20 protein-coding genes, 1 tRNA gene and 1 other RNA gene are annotated in these 24432 nt (G+C 68.3%); 9 read left to right on the top strand and 13 right to left on the bottom strand.

Annotated elements, in window-relative coordinates; translation table 11 throughout:
• Window positions 1–38: 38 nt before the first annotated feature.
• From ACIQ0W_RS12460 to ACIQ0W_RS12450, 3 genes are read right to left on the bottom strand one after another with little or no spacing between them, the layout of a single operon-like run.
• Window positions 39–3038, bottom strand: a complete 3000-nt coding sequence (locus ACIQ0W_RS12460; RefSeq protein WP_396643068.1) for a bifunctional [glutamine synthetase] adenylyltransferase/[glutamine synthetase]-adenylyl-L-tyrosine phosphorylase — start codon at window positions 3036–3038, stop codon at window positions 39–41.
• 17 nt (window positions 3039–3055) lie between these two features.
• Entirely contained in the window at window positions 3056–4393 is a 1338-nt protein-coding gene (locus ACIQ0W_RS12455; RefSeq protein ID WP_396643067.1) for a glutamine synthetase family protein, read from the bottom strand.
• 32 nt (window positions 4394–4425) lie between these two features.
• Window positions 4426–4650: an SPOR domain-containing protein gene (locus tag ACIQ0W_RS12450; protein WP_396643066.1), complete on the bottom strand. Its 225-nt coding sequence runs from the start codon at window positions 4648–4650 to the stop codon at window positions 4426–4428.
• Between the two features lie 114 nt (window positions 4651–4764).
• Between ACIQ0W_RS12450 and ppgK the strand changes: the two genes are divergently transcribed.
• On the top strand, window positions 4765–5520 hold the full coding sequence (ppgK, locus tag ACIQ0W_RS12445; protein ID WP_396643065.1) for a polyphosphate--glucose phosphotransferase: 756 nt from the start codon (window positions 4765–4767) through the stop codon (window positions 5518–5520).
• 310 nt (window positions 5521–5830) lie between these two features.
• Here the strand turns inward: ppgK and rnpB are convergent.
• The 7 genes from rnpB to ACIQ0W_RS12410 form a co-directional block, all read right to left on the bottom strand.
• Window positions 5831–6196: RNase P RNA component class A (gene rnpB / locus ACIQ0W_RS12440), an RNA gene on the bottom strand.
• A gap of 60 nt (window positions 6197–6256) precedes the next feature.
• Window positions 6257–6727, bottom strand: coding sequence for a reverse transcriptase-like protein (locus ACIQ0W_RS12435; RefSeq protein WP_396643064.1), 471 nt, complete (start codon window positions 6725–6727; stop codon window positions 6257–6259).
• Window positions 6728–6737: 10 nt separating this feature from the next.
• The gene (locus ACIQ0W_RS12430) at window positions 6738–7469 is read right to left on the bottom strand and encodes a zinc ribbon domain-containing protein (RefSeq protein ID WP_396643063.1); all 732 of its coding nucleotides are present in this window, start codon (window positions 7467–7469) and stop codon (window positions 6738–6740) included.
• A gap of 327 nt (window positions 7470–7796) precedes the next feature.
• A complete protein-coding gene (locus ACIQ0W_RS12425) occupies window positions 7797–8675 on the bottom strand; it encodes an ABC transporter permease (RefSeq protein WP_396643061.1) in 879 nt (292 codons plus the stop codon).
• On the bottom strand, window positions 8675–9616 hold the full coding sequence (locus tag ACIQ0W_RS12420; protein ID WP_396643060.1) for an ATP-binding cassette domain-containing protein: 942 nt from the start codon (window positions 9614–9616) through the stop codon (window positions 8675–8677). Before ACIQ0W_RS12420 ends, ACIQ0W_RS12425 begins: the two co-directional genes overlap by 1 nt.
• A gap of 43 nt (window positions 9617–9659) precedes the next feature.
• Window positions 9660–9735, bottom strand: a tRNA-Val gene (locus ACIQ0W_RS12415).
• Window positions 9736–9772: 37 nt separating this feature from the next.
• On the bottom strand, window positions 9773–10234 hold the full coding sequence (locus ACIQ0W_RS12410; protein ID WP_396643059.1) for a peroxiredoxin: 462 nt from the start codon (window positions 10232–10234) through the stop codon (window positions 9773–9775).
• 164 nt (window positions 10235–10398) lie between these two features.
• Here ACIQ0W_RS12410 and aceE point away from each other — a divergent pair, with 164 nt between their 5' ends.
• From aceE to ACIQ0W_RS12380, 6 genes are all read left to right on the top strand, one after another.
• A complete protein-coding gene (gene aceE, locus ACIQ0W_RS12405) occupies window positions 10399–13125 on the top strand; it encodes a pyruvate dehydrogenase (acetyl-transferring), homodimeric type (RefSeq protein ID WP_396643058.1) in 2727 nt (908 codons plus the stop codon).
• Between the two features lie 5 nt (window positions 13126–13130).
• Complete coding sequence (locus ACIQ0W_RS12400; protein WP_396643057.1) at window positions 13131–14399, top strand: PucR family transcriptional regulator; 1269 nt, start codon at window positions 13131–13133, stop codon at window positions 14397–14399.
• Between the two features lie 44 nt (window positions 14400–14443).
• The gene (locus ACIQ0W_RS12395) at window positions 14444–15364 is read left to right on the top strand and encodes an ACP S-malonyltransferase (RefSeq protein WP_396643056.1); all 921 of its coding nucleotides are present in this window, start codon (window positions 14444–14446) and stop codon (window positions 15362–15364) included.
• Window positions 15361–16368 carry a beta-ketoacyl-ACP synthase III gene (locus ACIQ0W_RS12390; protein ID WP_396643055.1) on the top strand — a complete coding sequence of 336 codons (1008 nt, stop codon included), beginning with the start codon at window positions 15361–15363 and terminating at the stop codon, window positions 16366–16368. Before ACIQ0W_RS12395 ends, ACIQ0W_RS12390 begins: the two co-directional genes overlap by 4 nt.
• A gap of 84 nt (window positions 16369–16452) precedes the next feature.
• On the top strand, window positions 16453–16701 hold the full coding sequence (locus ACIQ0W_RS12385) for an acyl carrier protein (protein WP_036297167.1): 249 nt from the start codon (window positions 16453–16455) through the stop codon (window positions 16699–16701).
• 61 nt (window positions 16702–16762) lie between these two features.
• Window positions 16763–18001, top strand: a complete 1239-nt coding sequence (locus ACIQ0W_RS12380; RefSeq protein ID WP_396643054.1) for a beta-ketoacyl-[acyl-carrier-protein] synthase family protein — start codon at window positions 16763–16765, stop codon at window positions 17999–18001.
• A 194-nt stretch (window positions 18002–18195) separates the two neighbouring features.
• Here the strand turns inward: ACIQ0W_RS12380 and ACIQ0W_RS12375 are convergent, their stop codons facing one another.
• On the bottom strand, window positions 18196–18699 hold the full coding sequence (locus ACIQ0W_RS12375) for a DUF3145 domain-containing protein (protein ID WP_304690349.1): 504 nt from the start codon (window positions 18697–18699) through the stop codon (window positions 18196–18198).
• Between the two features lie 278 nt (window positions 18700–18977).
• Between ACIQ0W_RS12375 and ACIQ0W_RS12370 the strand changes: the two genes are divergently transcribed.
• Entirely contained in the window at window positions 18978–19658 is a 681-nt protein-coding gene (locus ACIQ0W_RS12370; RefSeq protein ID WP_100813161.1) for a glycosyltransferase family 2 protein, read from the top strand.
• On the opposite strand, the gene ACIQ0W_RS12365 is transcribed toward ACIQ0W_RS12370, so the two are convergent.
• Together ACIQ0W_RS12365 and ACIQ0W_RS12360 are read right to left on the bottom strand one after the other, a co-directional pair.
• Complete coding sequence (locus tag ACIQ0W_RS12365; RefSeq protein ID WP_396643053.1) at window positions 19583–20944, bottom strand: nucleotide disphospho-sugar-binding domain-containing protein; 1362 nt, start codon at window positions 20942–20944, stop codon at window positions 19583–19585. The two genes, ACIQ0W_RS12370 and ACIQ0W_RS12365, sit on opposite strands and share 76 nt — an antisense overlap.
• Window positions 20941–23202: a glycosyltransferase gene (locus ACIQ0W_RS12360; protein WP_396643051.1), complete on the bottom strand. Its 2262-nt coding sequence runs from the start codon at window positions 23200–23202 to the stop codon at window positions 20941–20943. Before ACIQ0W_RS12360 ends, ACIQ0W_RS12365 begins: the two co-directional genes overlap by 4 nt.
• Window positions 23203–23234: 32 nt before the next feature.
• Between ACIQ0W_RS12360 and ACIQ0W_RS12355 the strand changes: the two genes are divergently transcribed.
• On the top strand, window positions 23235–24428 hold the full coding sequence (locus tag ACIQ0W_RS12355; protein WP_396643050.1) for a polysaccharide pyruvyl transferase family protein: 1194 nt from the start codon (window positions 23235–23237) through the stop codon (window positions 24426–24428).
• Window positions 24429–24432: the final 4 nt, after the last annotated feature.

Here is a 24432-nt window from a genome sequence, read left to right as displayed (position 1 = left end):
GCCAGGCGCCGCAGCGTGCGGTCGGCCAGCCGGATTGATTAGCCGTAGAAGAGCTTCTCGAACACCCGACGGGCACGCCGAGCCGTGCCGAAGTAGTCCTCTTCGACCTGCGTCGCCGAGCGTGGCGGGTAGTCGAGGATGCGACCGATGCCGTCGAGCTGTCGCCGGTCGGTCGGCAGCACGTCGCTCGTCTGTCCCGACAGCAGCGTGTTCGCCGAACGGAGGCGCGTCGAGAGGTGCCACGACTCGGCCAAGCGCACCGCGGACGCCTGCGGGATCAGTCCCGCTGCTACCGCCGCGTCCAGCGCGCCGAGGGTCGACGTCGTGCGCAGCTCGGGGTGCTCGTGCGCGTAACAGAGCTGCGTGATCTGCACGAGCCATTCCACATCGCTGAGCGTGCCGGGACCGAGCTTGAGGTGCCGCGTGCGGTCGACGCCTTTCGGCAGGCGCTCCGTCTCGACGCGCGCCTTGATGCGCTTGATCTCGCGCACTCCCTGAGGGTCCGGATGCTCGGGGTACCGCAGACGGTCGGCCAGCTCCATGAAGGCACGGATGAGCTTGACCGAACCAGCGACGCCCCGCGCACGTAAGAGCGCCTGCGCCTCCCAAGACAGCGACCAGCGCGAGTAGTACTCGGCGTAGGAGCTCAGCGAGCGCACGAGCGGGCCCGTCCGTCCCTCGGGGCGGAGGTCCGCATCCAGATCCAACGGCGCCCGGAAGTCCTCCGACACCCGCCGCAGTTCCGCGACGATCTTCAGCGATAGCTGATGCGCGCGTTCGGGATCCACCTTCTCGGGACGATAGACGTAAAGAACGTCCGCATCCGATCCGAACCCGAGCTCCGCTCCCCCGAACCGGCCCATCGCGATGATGGCGAAGTCCAGCGACGCATCCTCCGGCGGCACGACCTCACGACGCACGGCACGGAGCGTCGCCTGCAGGGTCACGTCGGTGATGGTCGTGAGGCTTGCCGCCAGCTGCTCGATCGTGAGCACGCCCAGCACGGCCGCCATCGCGGTGCGAAGGAGTTCCCGTCGGCGGAGAGCGCGCACGGCCCGCATGGCGTCGTCGATGGTCTTGTGGCGCGTCTGGATCGCCCGCGCCTCCTCCTGAAGCGCCAGGCCCGAGCGGGGACGCAGGGGCTCGTCGTCGTCCAGCCACGCGACGGACTCGGGAATCCACTCCATCAGCTCACCGATGTAGCGCGACCCCGACAGCACGCGCGTGAGCCGTTCGGCGGCCCCGGACGAATCGCGCAGCATCCGCAGAAACCACGGGGTGTCGCCGAGACGCTCGCTGACCCGCCGGAACGCGAGGAGCCCGTAGTCCGGGTCGACGCCGTCGGCGAACCAACGGATCATGACGGGCATCAGGTGACGCTGGATGGTCGCCTTGCGGCTGATACCGCTCGTGAGGCTGCCGATGGTTCGCAGGGCCCCGGCCGGGTCGCGGAATCCGATAGCCGCGAGTCTGTCGTGCGCCTGGGCCGTCGAGAGCACGCGACCGTCTTCGGGAAGGGCTGCGACCGCCGACAACAACGGTCGGTAGAAGAGGCGGACATGGATGTCTCGGACCTCGCGCTTGATCTTCTCCCAGACTTCCCGCACGCCGTCCGCCGTTTCGGCGAGGCCGGATGCCCGAGCGAGAGTGCGCAGACCCTCGGGCGTCCGGGGCATGAGGTGTGTGCGCGACAGCCGCCACAGCTGCAGTCGGTGTTCGAGCAACCGCAGCACCCGATAGTCCTGCGCGAACGCGGATGCATCGACACGACCGATGTACCCGCCCGAGACGAGTGCATCGAGCGCCGCCAGGGTGCCTCGTTGACGGATCGAGTCATCCGTCAGTCCATGAACGAGTTGCAAGAGTTGCACGGTGAACTCGACATCGCGGATACCCCCGGGGCCGAGCTTCAGCTGGTACGGCACGTCTTCCGCGGGGATGTGCTCGGTGACCCGCTCGCGCATGCGCTGCACCGAGTCCACGAAGTTCTCTCGCGCGGCGCTCGTCCATACTTTCGGCTGCACGGCCTCGACATAATCGCGCCCGAGCTCGGCATCGCCCGCGAGAGGACGCGCCTTGAGAAGAGCCTGGAACTCCCAGCTCTTGGCCCAGCGCTGATAGTACGAGATATGCGAATCGAGGCTTCGGACGAGCGCACCCTGCTTGCCCTCGGGTCGGAGATTCGGGTCCACCTCCCACAGCGGCGGCTCGATCTCGGCCTCTTCGATGCCCCGCATGGTCTGCACGGCGAGGCGCGTGGCGATATCGAGCACGCGGCTCTCGCTGGCGCGCTCTGCCAGTTCGTCGCTGCCCCCTCCGACGAAGATCACGTCGACGTCGGAGACGTAGTTCAACTCACGTGCCCCCGCCTTTCCCATCCCGATGATGGACAGACGCGTCTGCGCGACATCCTCGCGCGGAAACAGTCCGCCGGGCCCGGTACCGGTCGCCGAGATGCGCGTGCGTGCGACGGCGAGGGATGCCTCGAGTGCCGCGGCCGCGACATCCGCCAACGCCGCCGACACCTCACGGATCGCACCCGGCGGATCGGGCGAGAGCAGGTCATAGACGGCGATCCGGGCGACGAGTCGGCGGTAGCAGACGCGGAGGGCGATCCAGCCATCCGCGTTCTTCTCAGCGAAGCCGTCGACCGCGCCCACGGACTCCAGCATCTCGTTGCGCAGCTCGTCGGCCGAGGCGAGCAGACCGCGCGGCTCGAGCAAGTCCCTCAGCTCATCCGGATGACGCAGGTAGAAGGAGGCGAAGCCCTCGCTCGCGCCGAGCAGCGCCCACACCGCACGATGCGCGGATGCGCTTTCGAGGACTTCCCGCACCGGGATCGCGTTCCGTCGGGCGACCGCGACGAGGCCCCGTACGGCGGCATCCGGGTCACCTGCGGAAGAGGCCTCACTTATCCACGAACCACGCGCGAGCCCCGTCAGCTCTTCGAGTTCGTCGAGGCCGCGCTCGGCCTCATCAAGCTCGGTGAAGCCGATTCGGGCGAGTTGCGTGCGGGACTGAAATCGTTCCGGAGACATGGGAGCGTGTGCTCCCGTCAGAGCATCTCGAGGTTGCTCTTCAGCTCGAAGGGCGTGACCTGCGAACGATACTCCTGCCATTCCCGACGCTTGTTCTTCAGCACGTAGGTGAAGACCTGCTCGCCCAGAGTCTCGGCAACCAGCTCGCTCTCTTCCATCGCCTGGAGGGCGTGGTCGAGGCTTGCGGGCAGCGGCTTGTAGCCCAGCGCGCGGCGCTCGGCATCGCTCAGCGACCAGACATTGTCTTCGGCCTCCGGCGGGAGTTCGTACTCCTCCTCGATACCCTTCAGCCCGGCCGCGAGCATGAGCGCGTAGGCGAGGTAGGGGTTGGCTGCGGAGTCCAGCGCACGGTATTCGACGCGTGACGACTGGCTCTTGTTCGGCTTGTAGAGCGGCACACGAACGAGCGCCGACCGATTGTTGTGGCCCCAGGTGATGAAGCTCGGGGCTTCGTCACCGCCCCACAGGCGCTTGTACGAGTTGACGAACTGGTTCGTGACAGCGGCGATCTCGCTCGAGTGGTGCAGCAGGCCGGCGATGAACTGCCGGCCGACCTTGGACAGCTGGTACTCGGCACCCTCTTCGTAGAAGGCGTTCTGGTCGCCCTCGAACAGTGACATGTGCGTGTGCATGCCGCTGCCGGGCTTGCCCCCGAGGGGCTTGGGCATGAACGTCGCATACACGCCCTGCTCGATCGCGACCTCTTTGATCACCGTGCGGAACGTCATGATGTTGTCGGCCGTCGCCAGGGCGTCGGCGTAGCGCAGGTCGATCTCGTTCTGGCCCGGTCCACCCTCGTGATGACTGAACTCCACGGAGATACCGAGGTCCTCGAGCATCCGAACCGAACGACGACGGAAGTCGTGCGCCGTGCCGCCCGGGACGTTGTCGAAGTACCCGGCGGAGTCGACGGGCTCGGGGCCGTCGGGACCGTAAGACGACGACTTGAGCAGGTAGAACTCGATCTCGGGGTGTGTGTAGAACGTGAACCCGCGGTCGGCGGCGCGCGCCAGGGTGCGCTTGAGGACGTGCCGCGGATCGGCCACGGCGGGCTGGCCGTCCGGGGTCGTGATGTCGCAGAACATGCGCGCGGTCGGATCGATCTCACCACGCCACGGGAGGATCTGGAACGTCGCGGGATCCGGATGCGCGAGCAGGTCGGATTCGAAGCTTCGCGTCAGACCCTCGATCGCCGAACCGTCGAACCCGAGACCCTCCGCGAAGGCTCCTTCGACCTCGGCCGGGGCGATCGCGACGGACTTGAGCGTCCCGATCACATCGGTGAACCAGAGGCGGACGAACTTGACGCCCCGCTCTTCGATCGTCCGCAAGACGAAATCACGCTGCTTGTCCATGGTTCCCTCCGCAGCTCCGCTGCTTGCCCAGCCTACTGGGGGTCTTCGCCGGCGCCGGACGCGGGAGCGCCCCACGAGGCATCACGGGCGTCGTCGTCGGCCCACGCTCGCGCGCGGTCCTTGATGACCTGCGGCGCGTTGGCCGCTTCTTCCGCGGTGTCGAACGGGCCGGCGCGGTCGATCGCGGGCGATTCGAACCCCTTCTCGACCTCACCGGTCGTCAGGTTGTACCAGTACTTCTGTTCGCTCTCGGACACCGGTTCTCCCTCGATCTGCGTTCCGTGTCGATCCTACTGACCGCGGGGCTCCGGTCGTGGCGCACCGCGGTCCGCGGACAGGATCGGCGCATCGCCATCGGTAAGCTCATTCGCATGGCAAAAAGCGTTGACCGTGCTGTCGGTGTCGACATCGGGGGGACCGGCATCAAGGCCGGCATCGTCGATCTGAAGCGCGGGGTGTTGCTGAGCGACCGCATCCGCGTCAACACCCCGAAGGGTGCGGCACCGGATGATGTCCTCGCCGCCGTGAACGAGGTTCTCGACAAGCTGGGCGGCGTCGACAAGACGGTGCCCCTCGGCGTGGCCTTCCCCGCGATCGTCAAGAAGGGTCGCACGCTCTCGGCCGCCAATGTCTCCAAGAAGTGGGTCGATTTCGAGGCCGAGAAGTTCTTCGAGAAAGGACTCGGACGCGACATCCAGTTCGTGAACGATGCGGATGCCGCGGGTGTCGCCGAGGTCCGCTACGGCGCAGCCAAGGGCCACGACGGGTTGACGATCCTCACGACGCTCGGCACCGGCATCGGCTCGGCCTTCATCTACAACGGCACCCTCATCCCCAACACCGAGTTGGGGCACCTGTGGTATGAGGGCGAGTCGATCGAGAAGTACGCGGCGTACTCGGCGATGGAGCGCGAAGACCTCACGTGGGAGGACTGGACCAAGCGCCTGCAGCTCTTCTACGACCACGTGGAGTTCTTGTTCTCGCCCGACCTGTTCGTCGTCGGCGGGGGCGTGTCGAAGCATCCGGAGCGCTTCCTTCCGATGCTGAAGCTGCGCACGCCGATCCTTCCCGCCGTGCACCGCAACAGCTCGGGAATCATCGGCGCGGCGGCCCTCGCGGGCGACTGACGCTTCGGTCTCTTACGCGAGTGCACGGGTCGCGCGCGAGTGCGCGACTTACGCGGGCGTCATAAGTCGTGCACTCGAGCACAAGTCGTGCATTCGGCGAGGTGGGTGGCGGCGAGACCGCCGGTTGCTGCCGAATCCGCCCGTTATTCGCCGTTGAGGAGCGGCGCACTCGGGGCTAAGCAGCGGTTTCGGCGCCATTCCCCACCGTCGAATCCGCGAATGCACGGGTTGGGTACGAGTGCATGGGGTAGGCGCGCGCTCGAAGCCGTGCACTCGCGACGAAACCGTGCACTCGACGAAGGAGAGAGGGCGAATGGGTCGGCCTGTACGCCGGGTTCTGTCCGGGGGCCTGAGCCCCGTGGACGGTCATCTCTCTCGACGACACGTTGCCGTGCCGTTCTAGCGGTCTACCCGAGGACTCAGCGGGCCGCGTCAACATCCTCTGTCTGACCTTGCTCCGGGCGAGGTTTACCGAGCAGACCGCGTCACCGCGGTCCCTGGTGGTCTCTTACACCACCGTTTCACCCTTACCGGGGTCTCCCCCGGCGGTCTGTTTTCTGTGGCACTGTCTCGCGGATCACTCCGGGTGGGTGTTACCCACCGCCCTGCCCTGTGGAGCCCGGACGTTCCTCGGCACGAAAGAAAACCCTCGTGACGCGACCGTCCAGCCGACCCACTCGCGCCGCAAGTCTAGCCGCGGATGCCTCGAAGCCCCGCGCCAGTCAAGCACGCCTGCTCAGGCCCTGAGGTCGCGGCGGAAGCTCTCGCGGCGGTCCATGGATGCGTTGGCCGCTGCATCCGCTCTCGCGTTCTGCGCCCGCGGTATCCACTCGAAGCTCACCTGCCGACCGGCGATGAGTTCACGTGCCTCGCGGGCCAAGGCCTGCATGTCGGGGTGCTTGATCTTCCAGCGTCCGGTCATCTGCTCGACCACGAGCTTGGAGTCGAGACGCACGCGAACGGATGCCGGGTCTCGCTCGAATGCGGCACGCAAACCCTCGATCATGCCCCGGTACTCGGCCACGTTGTTGCTCGCCATGCCCACATAGACACCGAGTTCGACGAGCACTTCGCCGGTCGTCGCGTCGAGGACGACAGCTCCCCCCGCGGCGATGCCCGGGTTGCCGCGCGATCCGCCGTCAGCCTCGACGATCAGGTCGGGCGCGGCCGGCGGCGCGATCGGGTCATCCCACAGAGCCCCGCTCATCGGGACGAGCTCACAGGCCCGATTCGTTCGTACGCACGAGGATGCAGCCGCACTCAGGGCAGTTCACGATCTCGTCGTCGGCCTTCCCCCGGATGACCTGTAGGTCGGTGCCCGAGAGCACCATGTGGCATCCGCCGCAGGTTCGGGCACGCAGCAGAGCCGCGCCGTCGCTGCGGGCGGTCAGCCTCTCGTACAGGGCCAGAAGTTCCGGCGGCACCATCCCGACGACGGCCGCACGATCGCGGGTCAGGTGCTCGGTGCGGGCGGCCGCATCGGCGACGACGGCCTTCGCCTCGTTCGACAGACGCATGCCCTCTTCGTTCGTCTCTGCGACGAGGCGCTCCTGCTCGGCGACGGATGCCTCGATCTGCTCGAGTTTCTCCATCAGCTCGAGCTCGGCATCCTCGAGGTCGCCCTGGCGACGCGCCAGCGAGGCGAGTTCGTGCTCGAGACCCGCGGCATCCTTCGGGTTCGAGACCTTCTGCAGCAGGTCTTCGTCGCGCTTGCGGCGCGCCTCGACGACCTTCACGTCGGATTCGACGCGCGAGATCTCGAGCTGCAGGTCGTCGCGCGCACCCTGCCGGCGCGACAACTCGTGCGAGAGGGCTTGGCGCGCGGCGAGGAGTTCTTTCACACGCGGGGCTTGGGGGGGATTCTGGCGCAGGGCATTTGACGCGCGGAGCTGCGCGTCGAGCTCGGCGATCTCCAGCAATCGACGCTGGTCTGTCGGGCTCGCATTCACCCGTCCAGCCTATCCCGGCGGGCGCTTAGCCTTCGGCGGTCGGGCCGGCAGTGGCGGACGCACGCGACCGTGCAGTCCGCACGACGCACGTCCGAACACGCCGTTCAGGATGCCTCGGGCCCGGCGCGTCGTGTATTCCATCGTGCGGACCGCACAATTCGGCGGGTGAGCGAACGGGGATGGCACGGGCCGTCCGCACGATCAGAATCCAACACGCGGGACAGGATGCCTCGGGCCCGGCGCGTCGCAGATTCCGTCGTGCGGACGGCCCGCATGGGTAGACCGAACGGCGGCACCAGCGCGGCGGCAGGGCCCGCGGCATCCGTCTCAGACGATGCGGGCCCGGATCCGCGCCGACGCGAGAGCGAAGAACACCACGACCATCGCGGCGAGGATCGCGGCGACGAACGGGGCCTTGACGGTCCAGTCCCCCACCGTCAGGTCGATCCCGTAGAAGAGCGCGATCGACTCGGATGCCTCGGGCAGCCCGCCCGACAGTGTGTCGAGCGGGCCCTGGGTGAATTCGCGGCGCAGCACCATCGACGACTGCGCGAACGGCAGCGCGTTGATGACCTCTCGCACGGCCTCCGGCAGGGATCCGACCGGGATGTAGGCGCCCGCGACGAATCCCAGGATCGTGCCGACGATCGTGGACATCGCCGAGAACGCGTTGTTCGACGACAGGAACGACACGACGAAGGCCGAGAGGGCGGTGAAGGCGGCTCCGGACAGGGCGACCCATCCGACGATCCGGAACACCGAGAGCGGCGGCAGCACGACTCCGTCGACCAGCCAGAGGTAGATCAGGCTGATGACGAGCACGATGAGCGTCATCAGCAGAGCGACGGCCAGGGCCGCAAACAGATAACCGGCGACGATCTGGCCGCGCCGGATCGGCGAGACGAGGAAGTCGCGGAATCGGCTGGATGCGGCATCCTCCACCAAAACTCCCAACGCACCCAGACCCGTTGTGATCGACGTCATCCCGACGATGCCCGCGAACATCCACGAGTCGACGAACGCCTTGATCTCGGCGGTCGTCGCGTCGGGGAACGACTCCTGCAGGCCTGTCGTCTGCAGATTGCCGAGGAAGAGCGTGTAGAGCGCGAAGAGGATGATCGCCGACAGCAGCGAGAAGAAGACGTTGAGGCGGTCGCGAAAGAATAGGCGCAGGTTCCGGCCGATGATCGTGCGGACGACGCCCATCAGTTCTGGACCCCTTCGTGCCCGGTCAACGCGAGGAAGACGTCGTCCATGCTGCCGTGGCGGAACTCGAAGTCGACCACGTCGTCACCATGGATGGCCAAGATGCTCCGGGCCAGGCCCGCGTCGGGCACGGCGATAGAGAGGACGTCGCCCTCACCCGTGGCGACCGCTCCCGATGTCAGGGCGAGTGCCAGCAGGCCCGCGCGGTCGCGCGTCGTGACGGTGAGGATGCTGCGGCTGTGCTGCGCGCGCAGCTCGGCGGGCGAGCCCTCGGCGATGATCCGGCCGGCGTCGATGATGCAGACCCGATCGGCCTCTTCGGTCTCTTCCATGTAGTGCGTGGTCAGGAAGACGGTCAGGCCGGACCTCTCCCCCAGTTCGTGGATCGTCGACCAGACGACCGCGCGGCTGGCCGGGTCGAGGCCCGCGGTGGGTTCGTCGAGGAACAGGATGGCGGGTTCGTGCAGCAGGGCCCGGGCAATGTCGACGCGGCGACGTTGTCCGCCCGAGAGCTTTCCGTAGCGACGGTCGAGAAACTCGTCCAGCTCGATGAGTGCCGACAGCTCGGCGATGCGGGCGTTGATGGCCGAGGCATCCGTCATCGAGAATCGCGCCCGGATGCGCAGGTTCTCGCGTGCCGTGAGCGCATCGTCGAGCAGGGAGTCCTGGAAGACGACGCCGATGCTCCGGCGGATCGCTTCGCCGTCGGTACGGATGTCTCGCCCGGCCACGATCAGGCGGCCCGCGTCGAAAGGCAGGACGGTGGTGAGGCACCCGATCGTCGTCGACTTGCCGGCGCCGTTGGTTCCGAGGAACGCGAAGACTCCCCCGGCCTCGACCTGGAACGACACGTCGTCGACCGCGACGACCTTCTTGTACCGCTTGGTGAGGCCCTCGACCGCGATCGCTGCTGTCGCGACGGATGCGTGAGCGGAAGACATAGGCCCATCCTGGCGGACGGCGAGCTGGGACGGTGAAACAGAATGGTGGGCCCTGCCGGGATCGAACCGACGACATCCACGGTGTAAACGTGGCGCTCTACCAGCTGAGCTAAAGGCCCTCAGGTCCAGTCTAGAAGATCGCGCCCGCGACCGACCTCAGGCGAGAGCCGAGAGAGCCTCGCGGTAGGCCGACAACGGCCGCGGGCTCGTCGGGTCGTTCACGACCGACCACCGCACGACACCGTCCGTGTCGATCAAGAAGCTCGCCCGCGTCGCGACGCCGCGATCCGACAGGAACACCTCGTACGCCCGCGCGACCTCGCCATGCGGCCAGAAGTCCGACACCAGGTCGAATTCATATCCCTGCTGCTCGGCCCAGGCATGCAACGCGTGGTGACTGTCGACCGAGATGCCGACGACGCGCACCGAGACATCCTCGAATATCGCGATGTTGTCGCGGATCTCGCACAGCTCGCCCTGACACCGCCCCGAGAACGCGAGGGGGAAGAACACGAGCACGACCGGGGACTCGCGCCAGGCCTCACTCAAGGTGAAGGCGTCGCCCGCCTGCGTCAACAGCGTGAAGTCCGGAGCCTGGTCGCCGATCTCGAGAGTCATGCGGACATCCTCGCACCGCGCAGCATCGAGTCCCCTCGAGCGGGCGCGGGATGCCCGGAACTGACTAGGCTGAGAGAGGTGTGCGTTCCCGCCCGGCCCACAAGCCGAGACGCCGCTGCCAAGACTCCCCCGGCACGATCTGCCGGCTCGAAGAGAGGTCACGTGTGACTGTTCACGACCAGGATCCCTACTCGCAGAACGCCGCAGACAGCGACCCGGAAGAGACTTCCGAGTGGCAGGAATCCCTGCAGCAGCTCGTCGACGCGAAGGGCCACGGCCGCGGACGCGAGGTGATGCTCAGCCTTCTGAAGAAGTCGCACGAGCTGCACCTCGGCGTTCCGATGGTGCCGACCACCGACTACATCAACACCATCGCGCCCGAGAACGAGCCCGAGTTCCCCGGTGACGAAGAGATCGAGCGCCGCTACCGCGCCTGGATCCGCTGGAACGCCGCCGTCACCGTGCACCGCGCTCAGCGCCCCGGGATCGGCGTTGGCGGGCACATCTCCACTTACGCCTCGTCGGCAGCGCTCTACGAAGTCGGGTTCAACCACTTCTTCCGCGGGCACGACCACCCCTCGGGCGGCGACCAGATCTTCATCCAGGGTCACGCCTCGCCCGGCACCTACGCGCGCGCCTTCCTCGAGGGCCGCCTGACCGAGGCCCAGCTCGACGGCTTCCGCCAGGAGAAGTCCGCGGCGCCCAACGGCATCCCGTCGTACCCGCACCCGCGTCTGATGCCGGAGTTCTGGCAGTTCCCGACCGTGTCGATGGGGCTCGGCCCGATCAACGCGATCTACCAGGCGATGACGAACAAGTACCTGACCAATCGTGGCATCAAGGATGTCTCGGATGGCCACGTGTGGGCGTTCCTCGGCGACGGCGAGATGGACGAGGTCGAAAGCCGCGGTCAGCTGCAGGTCGCGGCGAACGAAGGCCTCGACAACCTGACCTTCGTGATCAACGCCAACCTCCAGCGCCTCGACGGCCCCGTGCGCGGTAACGGCAAGATCATCCAGGAGCTCGAGAGCTTCTTCCGCGGCGCCGGCTGGAACGTCATCAAGGTCGTCTGGGGTCGCGAGTGGGACGACCTGCTCTCGCGCGACACCGATGGCGCGCTCCTGAACCTGATGAACGTCACCCCTGACGGTGACTACCAGACCTACAAGACCGAGAACGGTGCGTACGTTCGCGAGAACTTCTTCGGTCGCGACGAGCGCGCGCTCGCGTTGGTCAAGGATTACTCCGACGAGAAGATCTGGGGCCTCAAGCGCGGCGGACACGACTACCGCAAGGTCTACGCCGCGTACAAGGCGGCCGTTGAGCACAAGGGTCAGCCCACCGTGATCATCGCCAAGACGATCAAGGGCTACGGCCTCGGCAAGCACTTCGAGGGGCGTAACGCCACGCACCAGATGAAGAAGATGACGCTCGAGGACCTCAAGCACTTCCGCGACGAGATGCACATCCCGATTTCGGATGGTCAGCTCGAAGAGAACCCGTACCTGCCCCCCTACTACAACCCGGGCGCGCAGGACGAGACGATCCAGTACCTGCTCGAGCGTCGCCGCCACCTCGGCGGATTCCTGCCCGAGCGCCGCACGACCCACGTCGGCCTCACTCTCCCGGATGACTCGGCGTACACGATGCCCAAGAAGGGCTCGGGCACGCAGGAAGTCGCCACGACCATGGCGTTCGTCCGCCTGCTGAAGGACCTGTTGCGCTCGAAGGACTTCGGCCACCGCATCGTGCCGATCATCCCCGACGAGGCGCGCACGTTCGGCATGGACGCGTTCTTCCCGACCGCGAAGATCTACAACCCGAACGGCCAGCACTACACGTCGGTCGACCGCGAGCTGCTCCTGGCCTACAAGGAGAGCCCGCAGGGACAGATCCTGCACGTCGGCATCAACGAGGCCGGCGCGCTCGCGGCGTTCACGGGTGTCGGCACGTCGTACTCGACCCACGGCGAGCCGCTTATCCCGGTCTACGTCTTCTACTCGATGTTCGGCTTCCAGCGCACGGGCGACGCCCAGTGGGCGGCGGGCGACCAGATGGCCCGCGGATTCGTCGTCGGCGCCACCGCCGGACGCACCACGCTGACCGGTGAGGGCCTGCAGCACGCCGACGGACACTCGCACCTGCTCGCCTCGACGAACCCCGCGACGGTTTCGTACGACCCTGCCTACGGCTACGAGATCGCGCACATCGTGCGCGCGGGCATCGAGCGCATGTACGGCGGTCAGCACCCCGACCCGAACGTCATGTACTACCTGACGGTCTACAACGAGCCCATCGTGCAGCCCGCTGAGCCCGAGGGTGTCGACGTGGATGGGATCGTCCGAGGCATCCACCGCATCTCGACCGGTGAGGGCGACGGCGCACGCGCGCAGCTGCTCGCGTCGGGCGTCGGTGTGCCGTGGGCCAAGGAAGCTCAGCAGTTGCTGCGCGACGACTGGGGTGTGGCGGCGGATGTCTGGTCCGTCACGTCGTGGACCGAGCTGCGCCGCGACGGCCTGGCCGCCGACGAGCACAACTTCCTGCACCCGGAAGAAGAACCGAAGACGGCCTACATCACCGAGAAGCTCGCCGGGGCACCCGGCCCCGTCATCGCCGTGAGCGACTTCATGCACGCCGTTCAGGACCAGATCCGGCCCTGGGTGCAGCATGACTTCTACACGCTCGGCGCCGACGGCTTCGGCTTCTCGGACACGCGTGCCGCCGCTCGACGCTTCTTCAAGATCGACGGTCCCTCGATCGTCGTGCGAGCGCTGCAGGCACTCGCGCAGCAGGGCGCCGTCGACCGGTCGCTCGTCGCCCAGGCGATCGAGAAGTACCGCCTGTTCGACGTGACCGCCGGAACGAGCGGGAACGCCGGCGGCGAGAGCTGACCGGCGTGCCGGGGACCACGGGCGCCGACGAGGAAGCGGCGATCGCCAAGACGGTGGCCGACGACAAGGCGGCGACCCTCACCTGGCTGCGGCGCATCTCCGGCGACCTCGCCACGGCGACGCTGAACCGGCTGGAGGACACGCTGCCCTGGTATCGCGAGATGCCGCCGGGGCGGCGGTCCGCGGTCGGCCTCGTGGCTCAGGCGGGCATCACCTCTTTCATCCAGTGGTACGAAGACCCTGAGTCGACCCCGTGGATCGCGGCGGACATCTTCGCCGCGGCCCCGCGCGAGTTGCTGCGGAGCGTCAGCCTGCAGCAGACCCTGCAGCTCATCCGCGTGACGGTCGAGGTCACGGAAGAACGCGTCACCGGCCGGGGCGGAAGCATCCGCGAGGCGATCCTGAAGTATTCGCGCGATGTCGCCTTCGCGGCAGCGGATGTCTACGCCCGGGCGGCCGAAGCGCGCGGGTTGTGGGACGCGCGGCTCGAGGCCCTCGTCGTCGATTCGATCCTCACCGGCGAAGCCGATGCCGAACTCCCGAGCCGCATCGCGGCCCTGGGGTGGCACGGACACGGCGAGGTCTGCGTGCTGGTCGGTACGACACCCTCGCAGTTCGACGTCGATCATCTGCGCCGCATCGCCCGCAAGCTCGGGGTGGACGTACTGATCGGCGTGCAAGGTTCACGGCTCGTGCTTGTCATGGGTCGCTCGGACTCGGTTGCCCGCGGTGAAGAGCCGGCGCCCGACCTGCCCTTCCCCGAGATCGCCCTGCGGCTCGAGCCCGGGTTCGGTCCGGGGCACCTTGTCCTGGGGCCCGCGGTTCCGGCCCTGGTCGACGCGAGCGCGAGCGCCCGTGCGGCCCTCGCGGGCTTCGCCGTGGCGCGCGCCTGGCGGAATGCTCCCCGCCCCGTCGAGGCCGACGATCTGCTGCCCGAGCGCGCCCTTGCCGGCGATGCGTTGGCCAAGCAGACGCTGGTCGAGCGGATCTATCGCCCCCTGCAGGCGCACTCCCCTGACCTCGTCACGACCCTGTGGAGCTACCTCGACAACGGTCGCTCGCTCGAGGCGACCGCACGCGAGCTCTTCGTACACCCCAACACCGTCCGCTACCGCCTGAAGCGCGTCAGCGAGGTCATCGGCTGGGACGCCACGGGTGCCCGCGAGGCACTCATCCTTCAGTCGGCCCTGATCCTGGGCCAGATCGCGGCGACCGACACGCGCAGACGGCCGCAGGTGTCAACCACGCACAAACGTTCCGGCGTTTCTTCGTAGGACCGCGCCAAGACCGACCCCGTCCTAGTTGACAGACTGGGTGAGTGATCGTCGTAGCCTGCCCGGGTCAGGGCTCTCAAACTCCTGGATTCCTCTCCCCGTGGCTCGAACTCCCGGGATCTCACGAGTTGCTGAGCGTTTTCTCGGACGCGGCGGAGGTCGATCTGATCCTGCACGGCACCCAATCCGATGCCGACACCATCCGCGACACCCGCATCGCGCAGCCGCTGATCGTCGCCGCGAGCCTGCTCGCGTGGTCTGCGCTCGAGCAGCGCACGCCGTCCGCGCCCGACGGAACCGCGGGCCACTCGGTCGGCGAAATCGCCGCACTCGTGATCGCCGGCGTCATCTCGGCATACGAAGGCATGAAGCTCGTCGGTATCCGGGGACGCGCGATGGCGGATGCTGCGGCCCTCGAGCCGACCGGTATGAGCGCGATCGTCGGCGGTGACGAGGCGGCCGTCCTCACCCGGCTGGAAGAACTCGCGCTGACCCCCGCCAACTTCAACGGCGGTGGCCAGATCGTTGCCGCGGGAGCACCCGCCGCGCTCGAGGCGCTGGCCGTGGACGCTCCCCGCGGGGCGCGCGTCATACCCCTTCAGGTTGCCGGAGCCTTCCACACCTCGTACATGGCACCGGCGGTCGAGCGGCTCCGCACCGCCGCTGGCGCCGTCACGGTGAGCGACCCGACCCTCACTCTGTGGACCAACAGCGACGGCTCGGTGGTCACCTCCGGCAGCAAGGCCATCGACCTGCTCGTCGGTCAGGTGGCCTCGCCCGTCCGCTGGGACCTCTGCATGACCGGATTCTCGGATGCCGGCATCGCGGGCCTCGTCGAACTGACCCCCGCCGGTACACTGACCGGGCTCGCCAAGCGCGGGCTCCGCGGCATCCCGTCGGTGGCGGTCAAGACGCCCGACGACCTCGATGCGGCCGTTGAATTGCTCTCGAAGGACATCGCATGATCTCGCCCGCACCGTTGACCCAGACCACGGGAGTGGCCCACACACGCATCTACGCGTACGGTGCCGCACGCGGCGAGCTGCTCGTCGACAACAACGCGCTCGTCGGACCGATCGACTCGAGCGACGAGTGGATCCGCCAGCGCACCGGCATCATCACGCGTACGCGCGCCGAAGCCGGCACGAGCGCTCTCGACCTCGCGACAGACGCGGCCGCCGAGGCGATCGCCTCCTCCGGCGTCGCACCCGAAGACATCGACCTCGTCATCGTCGCGACCATCAGCAACCCGCAGCAGACTCCGTCGATCTCGGCTGTCGTCGCAGACCGCGTCGGCGCGAACCCCGCGGCCGCCTACGACCTCAACGCGGCGTGTGCCGGGTTCTCGTACGGCGTCGCTCAGGCGGATGCGTCCATCCGGGCGGGCATCGCCCGCTACGCCGTCGTCGTCGGGGCCGAGAAGCTCAGCGACGTCGTCGATCCGACCGACCGCAGCATCTCGTTCCTGCTCGGCGACGGTGCGGGCGCGGTCGTCGTGGGTCCGAGCGACACCCCCGGCATCGGCCCCACAATCTGGGGATCGGATGGCTCCAAAGCCGACGCCGTGGGCATGGACCACACCCTGATCGAGTTCCGCGACGGCGTCGCGGCGTGGCCCACGCTCCGCCAGGAGGGCCCCACAGTGTTCCGCTGGGCCGTGTGGGAGATGGTGAAGGTCGCCCGCCAGGCGCTCGAAGCGGCCGGGGTCGAGGCATCCGATCTGTCCGCCTTCGTGCCGCACCAGGCGAACATGCGCATCATCGATGAATTCGCCAAGCAGCTGAAACTGCCCGATACCGTCGTGATCGGCCGCGACATCGAGACGACCGGGAACACCTCGGCAGCGTCCATCCCGCTCGCAACGCACCGCCTGCTGCAGGAGCACCCCGAGATCAGCGGCGGACTCGCCCTGCAGATCGGCTTCGGCGCGGGCCTCGTGTTCGGCGCGCAGGTCGTGGTGCTGCCGTGACCGGGCGGATCGCCGCCCTAGACTGATTTGCGGTCGCCGACACGACTCCAGAACCCCCTGTAGATCCAGAACCAAGGAGACACCATGGCCTTTTCCACCGATGAGGTGCTTGCCGGGCTCGCTGAGCTCATCACCGACGAGACCGGAATCTCGGCCGACGACGTCGCCCTCGAGAAGTCCTTCACCGACGACCTCGACATCGACTCGATCTCGATGATGACGATCGTCGTCAACGCAGAAGAGAAGTTCGGCGTCACCATCCCCGACGATGAGGTCAAGAACCTCAAGACCGTCGGCGACGCCGTGACGTTCATCACGTCGAACCAGTCCTGATCCACCCTCTCGGGGGCCGACTGGCCCCCGAGAGCGACAGCAACGCCTGAGGATTCGTGTCATGACCACCAAGCGCATCGTCGTCACCGGGATCGGTGCCTCATCACCGCTCGGCGGCACCGCCCCCGACAGCTGGACCGCACTCCTCGCCGGAGTGTCCGGTGCACGCACACTCGAGCACGAGTGGGTAGCGAAGTACGAGCTGCCCGTCACGTTCGCCGCCGAGGCCCTCGTGCGTCCCGAAGAGGTCCTGCCCCGACCGACCGCCAAGCGGCTCGACCCGGCCTCGCAGTTCGCCCTCGTCGCCGCCATGGAGGCATGGGATGACGCCGGGGCACCCGAGGTCGACCCCGAGCGCCTGGGTGTCGACTTCGCGACCGGCATCGGCGGCGTCTGGACCCTCCTCGACGCGTGGGACACCCTGCGCGAAAAGGGACCCCGCCGCGTCATGCCGATGACCGTGCCGATGCTCATGCCCAACGCCGCGGCCGGCAACCTGTCGCTCCACTTCGGCGCGCGCGCTTTCGCCCGCACGGTCGCCAGCGCCTGTGCGTCGAGCACCGAGTCGATCGTCAACGCCGTCGAGCACCTGCAGGACGGCCTCGCAGACGTCGTCATCGCGGGCGGCACCGAGTCGGCCATCCACCCGATCACCGTCGCGTCGTTCGCGTCGATGCAGGCGCTCTCGCGCCGCAACGACGACCCCGCGACGGCATCGCGACCGGGCAGCATCGACCGCGACGGCTTCGTCATGGGCGAGGGCGCCGGTGCGCTGATCCTCGAGACCGAGGAGCACGCCAAGGCTCGCGGCGCGAAGATCTACGCCTACGTCGTCGGCGGCGGCGTCACGGCGGATTCGTACCACATCACGGCGAACGACCCCGAGGGCCACGGTGCCGCTCGAGCGGTCACGATGGCACTCGAGATGGCCGGAGCATCCCCGGATGATGTCACGCACATCAATGCTCACGCGACCTCCACCCCCGTCGGCGACCCCAACGAGTACCAAGCCCTCAAGGCCGTGTTCGGGCCCCGAGTGGACGAGATCCCGGTCTCAGCGACCAAGGCATCCACGGGCCACTTGCTGGGTGGTACCGGAGCGCTCGAGGCGATCTTCACGGTGCTCGCGATCGGTCAGCGCCAGGCCCCGCCGACCATCAACCTGACGACGCAGGACCCCGAAGTGCCGTTCCGGATCTCGGGCGCACCGCAGGACCTCGGCTCGGGCGACCAGCTCGCGATCAGCAACTCGTTCGGCTTCGGCGGGCACAATGCCGTCGTGGCTTTCTCAACGAACTGAGCGGGCTGCTTCCGCACCCCGAGCTTCGGGCTCGCACCCTGAGCCTGTCGAAGGGCGCACAACAGGTCACTTCGACAAGCTCAGTGACCGCGGGGCCAGAGGGGGTTCCACATCCTGACCCAGCCAACAGGACGCGCGAGCGCGGACGATGGGTTCGGTCCGAATGTGGGAATGCCTGAATTGTAGGGGCGCTGCTATCCGACTTTGTGGAGCCACACCACGGGAGCCTGGTCGCTCGCGTGACGGAAGATCTCGAGTTCGTCGTCCCACGCCTGGCCCAGCGCGACGCCGAGTTCGCGCTGGAGTTCCCGAGCGTCACCCGCGGCGATCTCCATGGCATAGCGGACGCGATCTTCACCGATGACGACATTGCCGGCCGCGTCGGTTTGCGCGTAATGGATACCGAGGTCGGGGGTGTGCAACCAGCGACCTCCGTCCGAGCGCGGAGTGGGGTCTTCGGTCACCTCGAAGCGGAGGTGCTCCCACCCGTGCATCGCGGACGAGAGCGCCGCGCCGGTTCCGACGGGCCCTTCCCAGTAGAACTCGGCGCGACGGGCGCCAGGAAGTACCGGCTGCTCGTCCCACTCGAAATTCACGGCACGGCCGAGCGCACGCCCGACAGCCCATTCCAGGTGCGGGCACAGCGCCCGCGGCGCGGAGTGGACATAGATCACTCCGCGCGCCGATGATGTCGCCATTTCCACTTCCGTTTCTTCAGGTACGTCTTCCCCTACGACCTGTGACACGTGTGTCGGCGACTGCTGTTCGGTTGTGGGCCCATTATTGCCCATCGCATAACGGAATCACAACACTGTGATTCCCCGGCGCGCCGCGGGAGCGTCTTCGCCCGCGCGTGCCTGTGCCCGGATAGCGAACACCCCGGAGGTGCCGTGGGGCCGAACGAGATGCGTGTGGCGAATCTCGGCCTTTGCAGGTGCATCGTTCCTCCCGCGTGTACGCGTTTAGGCTGAACATCGTGTCTGCCGTTTCCGTCATCATCCCGTGGCGCGCTGCGCCCTCGCGCGTAACCGCTTTCGAGGCCGTCACCAGTTGGTATGCCCGCGAGTTCCCGGAGTTCACGGTTCGCACGATCGACACCGAAGACGACGTCTTCGTCCTCGCGGCGTGCCGAAATCGGGGCATCGCCGGCGAGAACCCCGATGACGTGGTCATCATCAACGACGCAGACACCGTGCCGGAGGCCGATGCTCTGCGGGCTGCGGTCGACGCCGCAGGGACGAGCGGCCTCGTACACCTGCCTTACACCGCTTATCACTGGCTCGGCGCGACCGGCACAGCACAGTATCTCGCGGGTCTGGATCCAGAACAGTGCGAGTTCGAGCTCGTCCGCGGCGCGTGCTCGGGCGTGTACGTCACGACCCCGCGGACGTGGGAACGACACGGGGGTCAGGACGAGCGCTTCCGCGGGTGGGGCTACGAGGATGCCGCGTGGAACCTCGCCCACCAGACCCTCCTCGGCAGCCCACCCCAACGCCACGAGGGTCGCGTCTATGCGCTCCACCACGTTGCCGAGACTCGAGCCGGCGCACACTTCGACGCGAACGCCGCGTTGATGGAACGCTACCGGGGTGCGGCCGGTGACCCCGGAGCGATGCGCTCGCTCGTGGGCGAGCGCGTTCCCACGAGCGCCTCGTAGGCAACCTCCGGGCCCGGCCGAGCGGTCTGGCCATCGGCTATCCGGCGCAACAGGCCCCGGTCGACGTCAGATTCCTCCGCCCCGTCCCCGCCCAGCAGTGCGCGCAGCGCATCGGCCAGTTCCTCGACGCTCGCGGCGTTCGGGTCGAGCGCCACACCGACCCGTGCACGCTCGATGGTCGCGGCGCCGGCGAACTGATCTGTCGAGAAGGGCAGGACGAGGATCGGCACCCCACTGCCGAGCGCCTCGGTGACCGAGTTGTTGCCCCCGTGGTTCACCGCCACTGCCGCGCCTTTCAGCAGCCGCACCTGCGGCAGATGAGGGCGCACGAGCCATCCGTCCGGCACGTCGCCCACAGCCTCGGGCGCGGTCGCGCCCGTCGCGATCGCGGCGCGCACGCCGAGCCTGCGGAGCGCCTCCGCAACGCGTGCCAGCACGTCGTCCCGCACGGAGAGAAAACTCCCGAAGCTCACGTAGACATAGGGTTCGTCGCGATCGATCCAGTCCAGGATGTCGAGGGCAACGTCTTCTTCACGGCGCGTCGACCCGAGAAAAGCGTGCGGCGGCAGCATCCGTCCCTCGATCGCGGCCAGTTCGGCCGGATAGTTGTACAGGACGGTGCCGCCGTGGGTCGCGAAGGCGTCGTCGACGTCGACAGCCGCACCGGCCAGCTCGCGGGCCGCACGATTCCACTCCCCCGTGAAGCCTGCGGCCACCCGGTCGCAGAGTTCGCGCAACTCCGCCAGATCGGTTGCGGAGGGAGCGAAAGCGCGGGGCCAGAACGGCGGGTATCCGTAGACCTCACCAGCGACGGGAAGGGCGCTCGGATGCCCCAGCACGACATCGCCGTAGGGCACACCCGCGGTCTGCAACGCCATACGGGCGCTAAAGGCCAGATGATCGACGATGATCGCGTCGGGACGGACCTGGTCGACGATCTCGAGTACGCGCCGACCGCGCCCGACGGGGTCCCACATCAAGTCCGTGAGCCGCTCCTGCGCCTGATAGCGCAGGGTCTGCGTCATGCCTCGACGCGTTGCGTCGAAGAACCCCCGCAGCGAAGCGCCCTCGTCGCGCGGCTGCTCCTCAGCACGGATCACCCCGGGGTTCGAGCCCCGGCCCAGGGTCAGATCGATCCGCTGCAACCCGAAGTCCGCGACGATCCCCGTCGTCGACGGGCCCGTCGCGACAACGACCCGCTCCCCCGCGTCGCGCCACCGCGTCGCCAGCGTGGCGAGCGGAAGGAGGTGCGAGGCGTAGTCCGGGCTGATGACGAGCAGCGTCACCCGAGAACCCCCGCGGCACGGATCAGCTCGGCCTCTTCGCGCGCGACGCCGCCGTAGACCGGCCCGAGCGCCGAAGCCATGGCCTGGATGGTGAAGCGGTCGCGCACCATGTCGTGCGACCGCGCTGAGCGGGACTCGTCTCGCTCAGCGGCGAGGTCGAGGGCTTCCGCGATCGCCTCGGCGAGGCTGTCGACGTCCCACGTCTGCGTCAGCACGCCGGTGTCACCCCGAGTCACATAGGTCGCGGGGCCGCCACCGTCAGGAGCGACGACGGTCAAGCCGGTCGCCATCGCCTCGAGCAGGGCGATGCCGAACTCTTCCTTCACGCTCGCGCACACGTAGACCCCGCCGTCGGAGGCGAGGCCAGGCATTCCGAAGCGCACGGCGGCAAGCCAGCGGGCAGCGACGTCGTTGGAGCGGTGCCCGGCAAGAACGAGACCGCGCGCGGCGCGCTCATGATCCGGAACGATCTGAGCGATCCGCTCGATCTGCTCGCGCTCGTCGAGAGAGGGGCGTTCGAGTTCACCGCCGATGATGAGCAGGTTCGCACGGGCGGCCAGCGGACCCTGGTGCCACGCCTCGACGAGGGTCGCCATGCCCTTCACCCGGTGCAGGCGTCCCACGCTGACCAACAACGGGAGCCCGCGACGATCGGCCGGAAGCTCTTCGAGCAGGGTGCGCAGCGACTCGAGCTCGGGCGGGCAGTCCGAAGCTTCGCACGATCGCACCTCAGCAACGGCGCGTTCGACGACGTCCAGGTCCACACCCTCAGCCACGATCGTGTGGCGCTCGGGATGTGATGCGATATCGATGCCCACGAGCTGGCGCATGTCTTCTTCGAGCTGCGGCCGCGGGAACAGCACGGTGTGTGCCGCGTTCGACGCCAGGCTCTGGACCAGGCGCGCCCGGAACCAGAAGTGCTCGCGCATGTCGATCTCGCCGAAGTCCGAGCGGTGCAGCGCGCCCGAGAGGTCCATCGACTGGATGACCGCGTGCGGGTCGGGGGCGACCGTGAACACGACGGGGATGCCGAGCTCGCGCGCGACGTCCGCGGCCGCGAGACTGCCCACATCCGCCATCCGCAGGTGCAGCACGTCGATGCGGCCCGCGGCGCGCAGGATGCGTCGGATGCCACGGCGCGCGGGCACGCGCATCGACCACGCCGCGGCCGAGGGCACGGGCTGTTCGGCCAGGGGAACCCGTCCGTAGACGTGGCCGTCGCGGTCCATGCCGATGACCCCGAGATCTATCACGGCACGCTCCCGGGGGCCACGCGACAGGGTGACGACACGTTGGACGCCCGTCGAGGGATCCGCGACGAGGGCATCACCCAGGCGCACGAGCAGCGTCGCGATGCCACCGTTGTCGCCGACACCCGCCGAGGTGAGCGACGGGTCGATGTCGGCGTGCAGGAAAAGCTGTGCCACGGTCAGCGGACCGGGTGCCGGTGCGGACCCGTTTCGGACAGGTCCGACCGCCGTGCGCGCGGCGGCCAGGTCGACGAGGGCGAGGCGCGCGGCATCGGCCAGCTCTTCCTCTCCATCGGCCAGACCATCGAGCAGCGACGCGGCCTCAGGCGAGTGGGCGCGTTGGCCGAGCGCCGCCACAGCCGCGATCCGCACCGTGCGCGCCTCGTGCGCGTCGCTGGCGCATCGGAGAAGCGTCCGTGCGGCGATAGGTGCCCGCACAAGGCCGAGAGTCTCGACGAGGCGCGTGCGGGACGGCGCATCCTGAATCCCCAGCAGAGCCGACTCGATCGCCACCGCGAGCGATTCGCCGATCGTGATCGACCAGTTCTCGAGCGTCCGCTGCGCGAGCATGCCCGAAAAGCCCCCCGCCGCGACGATCCCGAGCAAACGCCCGATCGCGTCGAAGCGCGGCAGACCCGCACCGAGCGCCCACGCGGCGTGTTCGCGGACGAAACCGCGCTCGTCCGACAGCAGACCGCTGAGGGCCCGTGCCGCCTGCTCGTCGTACATCTCAGCCAGGGCGTGCACGGCCGTGATCGCCGCGACATCGTCATCGCTCGCGAGGGCCTTCGCCAGCAGACGAAGCGTGCGTACCCCCGGGTCGCGGCCGGCCTCGAACGCGACATCGTCTGCAAGCCGGATGGCGTCCACGATTCCCGGCGCGGCATACACCGCGTCCATGGCCGTCTGGATGCCCATCGTCGTCTCCTTCGCGCGCGCGAACGTCCGTCCGAACCCCGCCGCATGCCGATCGTAGCCCCCGTCGGTGACATCGCGTTCGGTTGGCATTGCGTGACCCGGGAGGCTAGGCTCCGGTGCTCGTGCGGCTTCTCTCCATCGGCGATATCGGCGTGTCAGACGGCATGATGCACATCGGGGACGAGGCGATGTTCGAGGCTCTCCGCGACGAGATGCGTGCTCGCGGTGTCGAGCTCGTCGCGGTTTCCGCCGAGCCCGGCGAATCGGCCGAACGCTACGGGGTCGAGGCGGTCCCCCGCATCGGATTCACGGGACTCTCACGCGACGATGCGGACGACCGGATGCGCGAGGTCGTGGCTGCGGCGAAGCATCCGTCGTCCCTCGGGACGGACGACCCCGCCCGGGCCGTCATCGAGGCGATGGCCCACACCGACGGGGTCGTCGTCGCGGGTGGCGGCAACCTCGCCTCGCGCTGGCCGGTGCACATCTACGAGCGGGTGACCCTCGCCGCGATCGCCGGCGAACTCGGGCGGCCCGTGGTCGTCACCGGCCAGACATTCGGTCCGGACCTCGTCGCGCACGACCGGAAGCTGCTAACTCGCGCCCTGCAGAACGCTCGCCTCGTCGGGGTGCGGGAGACGACCTCACTCGCTCTGGCGCGGGAACTCGGCGTCGAGGCGCGCCTCGGTGTCGACGATGCGTCGTTCCTGGGCGACCGCGATCCGCGATCGAACGAAGACGCGGATGCCGCGGCCCCGCGATCCGGAGTGCTCGTCAGTCTCTCGCTCAGCCTCGGCGGCGCCCCGCGTGACGAGACCGTCGCCCGCATTGCCCGGCTGGTCGATCGGGCGGCCGAACTGACCGGCGAGCAGGTCGCGTTCCACGCGCATTTCGGCCCACTGGACCCCGCGTCTCCCGCTCGCGGGGACGCCGTCCTGCACCATGAGGTGCGGGCCCGGATGACCGCGCCATCGCGGGTGATCCCCACCGGCGACCCGCGCGCCGCGGCCCGGCTCGCACGGTCCTCGGCGCTGCTGATCACCGGCCGGTACCACCCCGCCGTTTTCGCCGCTCCGGCGGGCGTGCCGATCGTCGGACTCGTCGCCGACGACTACACCCGCATCAAGCAGCTCGGCGTACTGGGGCACTGGGGTCAGGACGGCGTCGCACCACTCGCTGACGCTGATGGCGCCGGCGCCGCGGTGCTCGACCGGGTCTGGTCGGCGCGCCGACAGATCGTCGATGCCGCGGCCGAACGCGAACCCCGCAAGCGCGCCGAGGCAGCGCTGTGGTGGGACTCCGTCGCGCGAGTCTGACGTC

The organism is Microbacterium sp. (assembly GCF_044340635.1).
GTDB lineage: Bacteria > Actinomycetota > Actinomycetes > Actinomycetales > Microbacteriaceae > Microbacterium.
The sequence above is the reverse complement of the archived record's forward strand: the minus strand, read 5'-3'. Positions and strand labels throughout refer to the sequence as shown.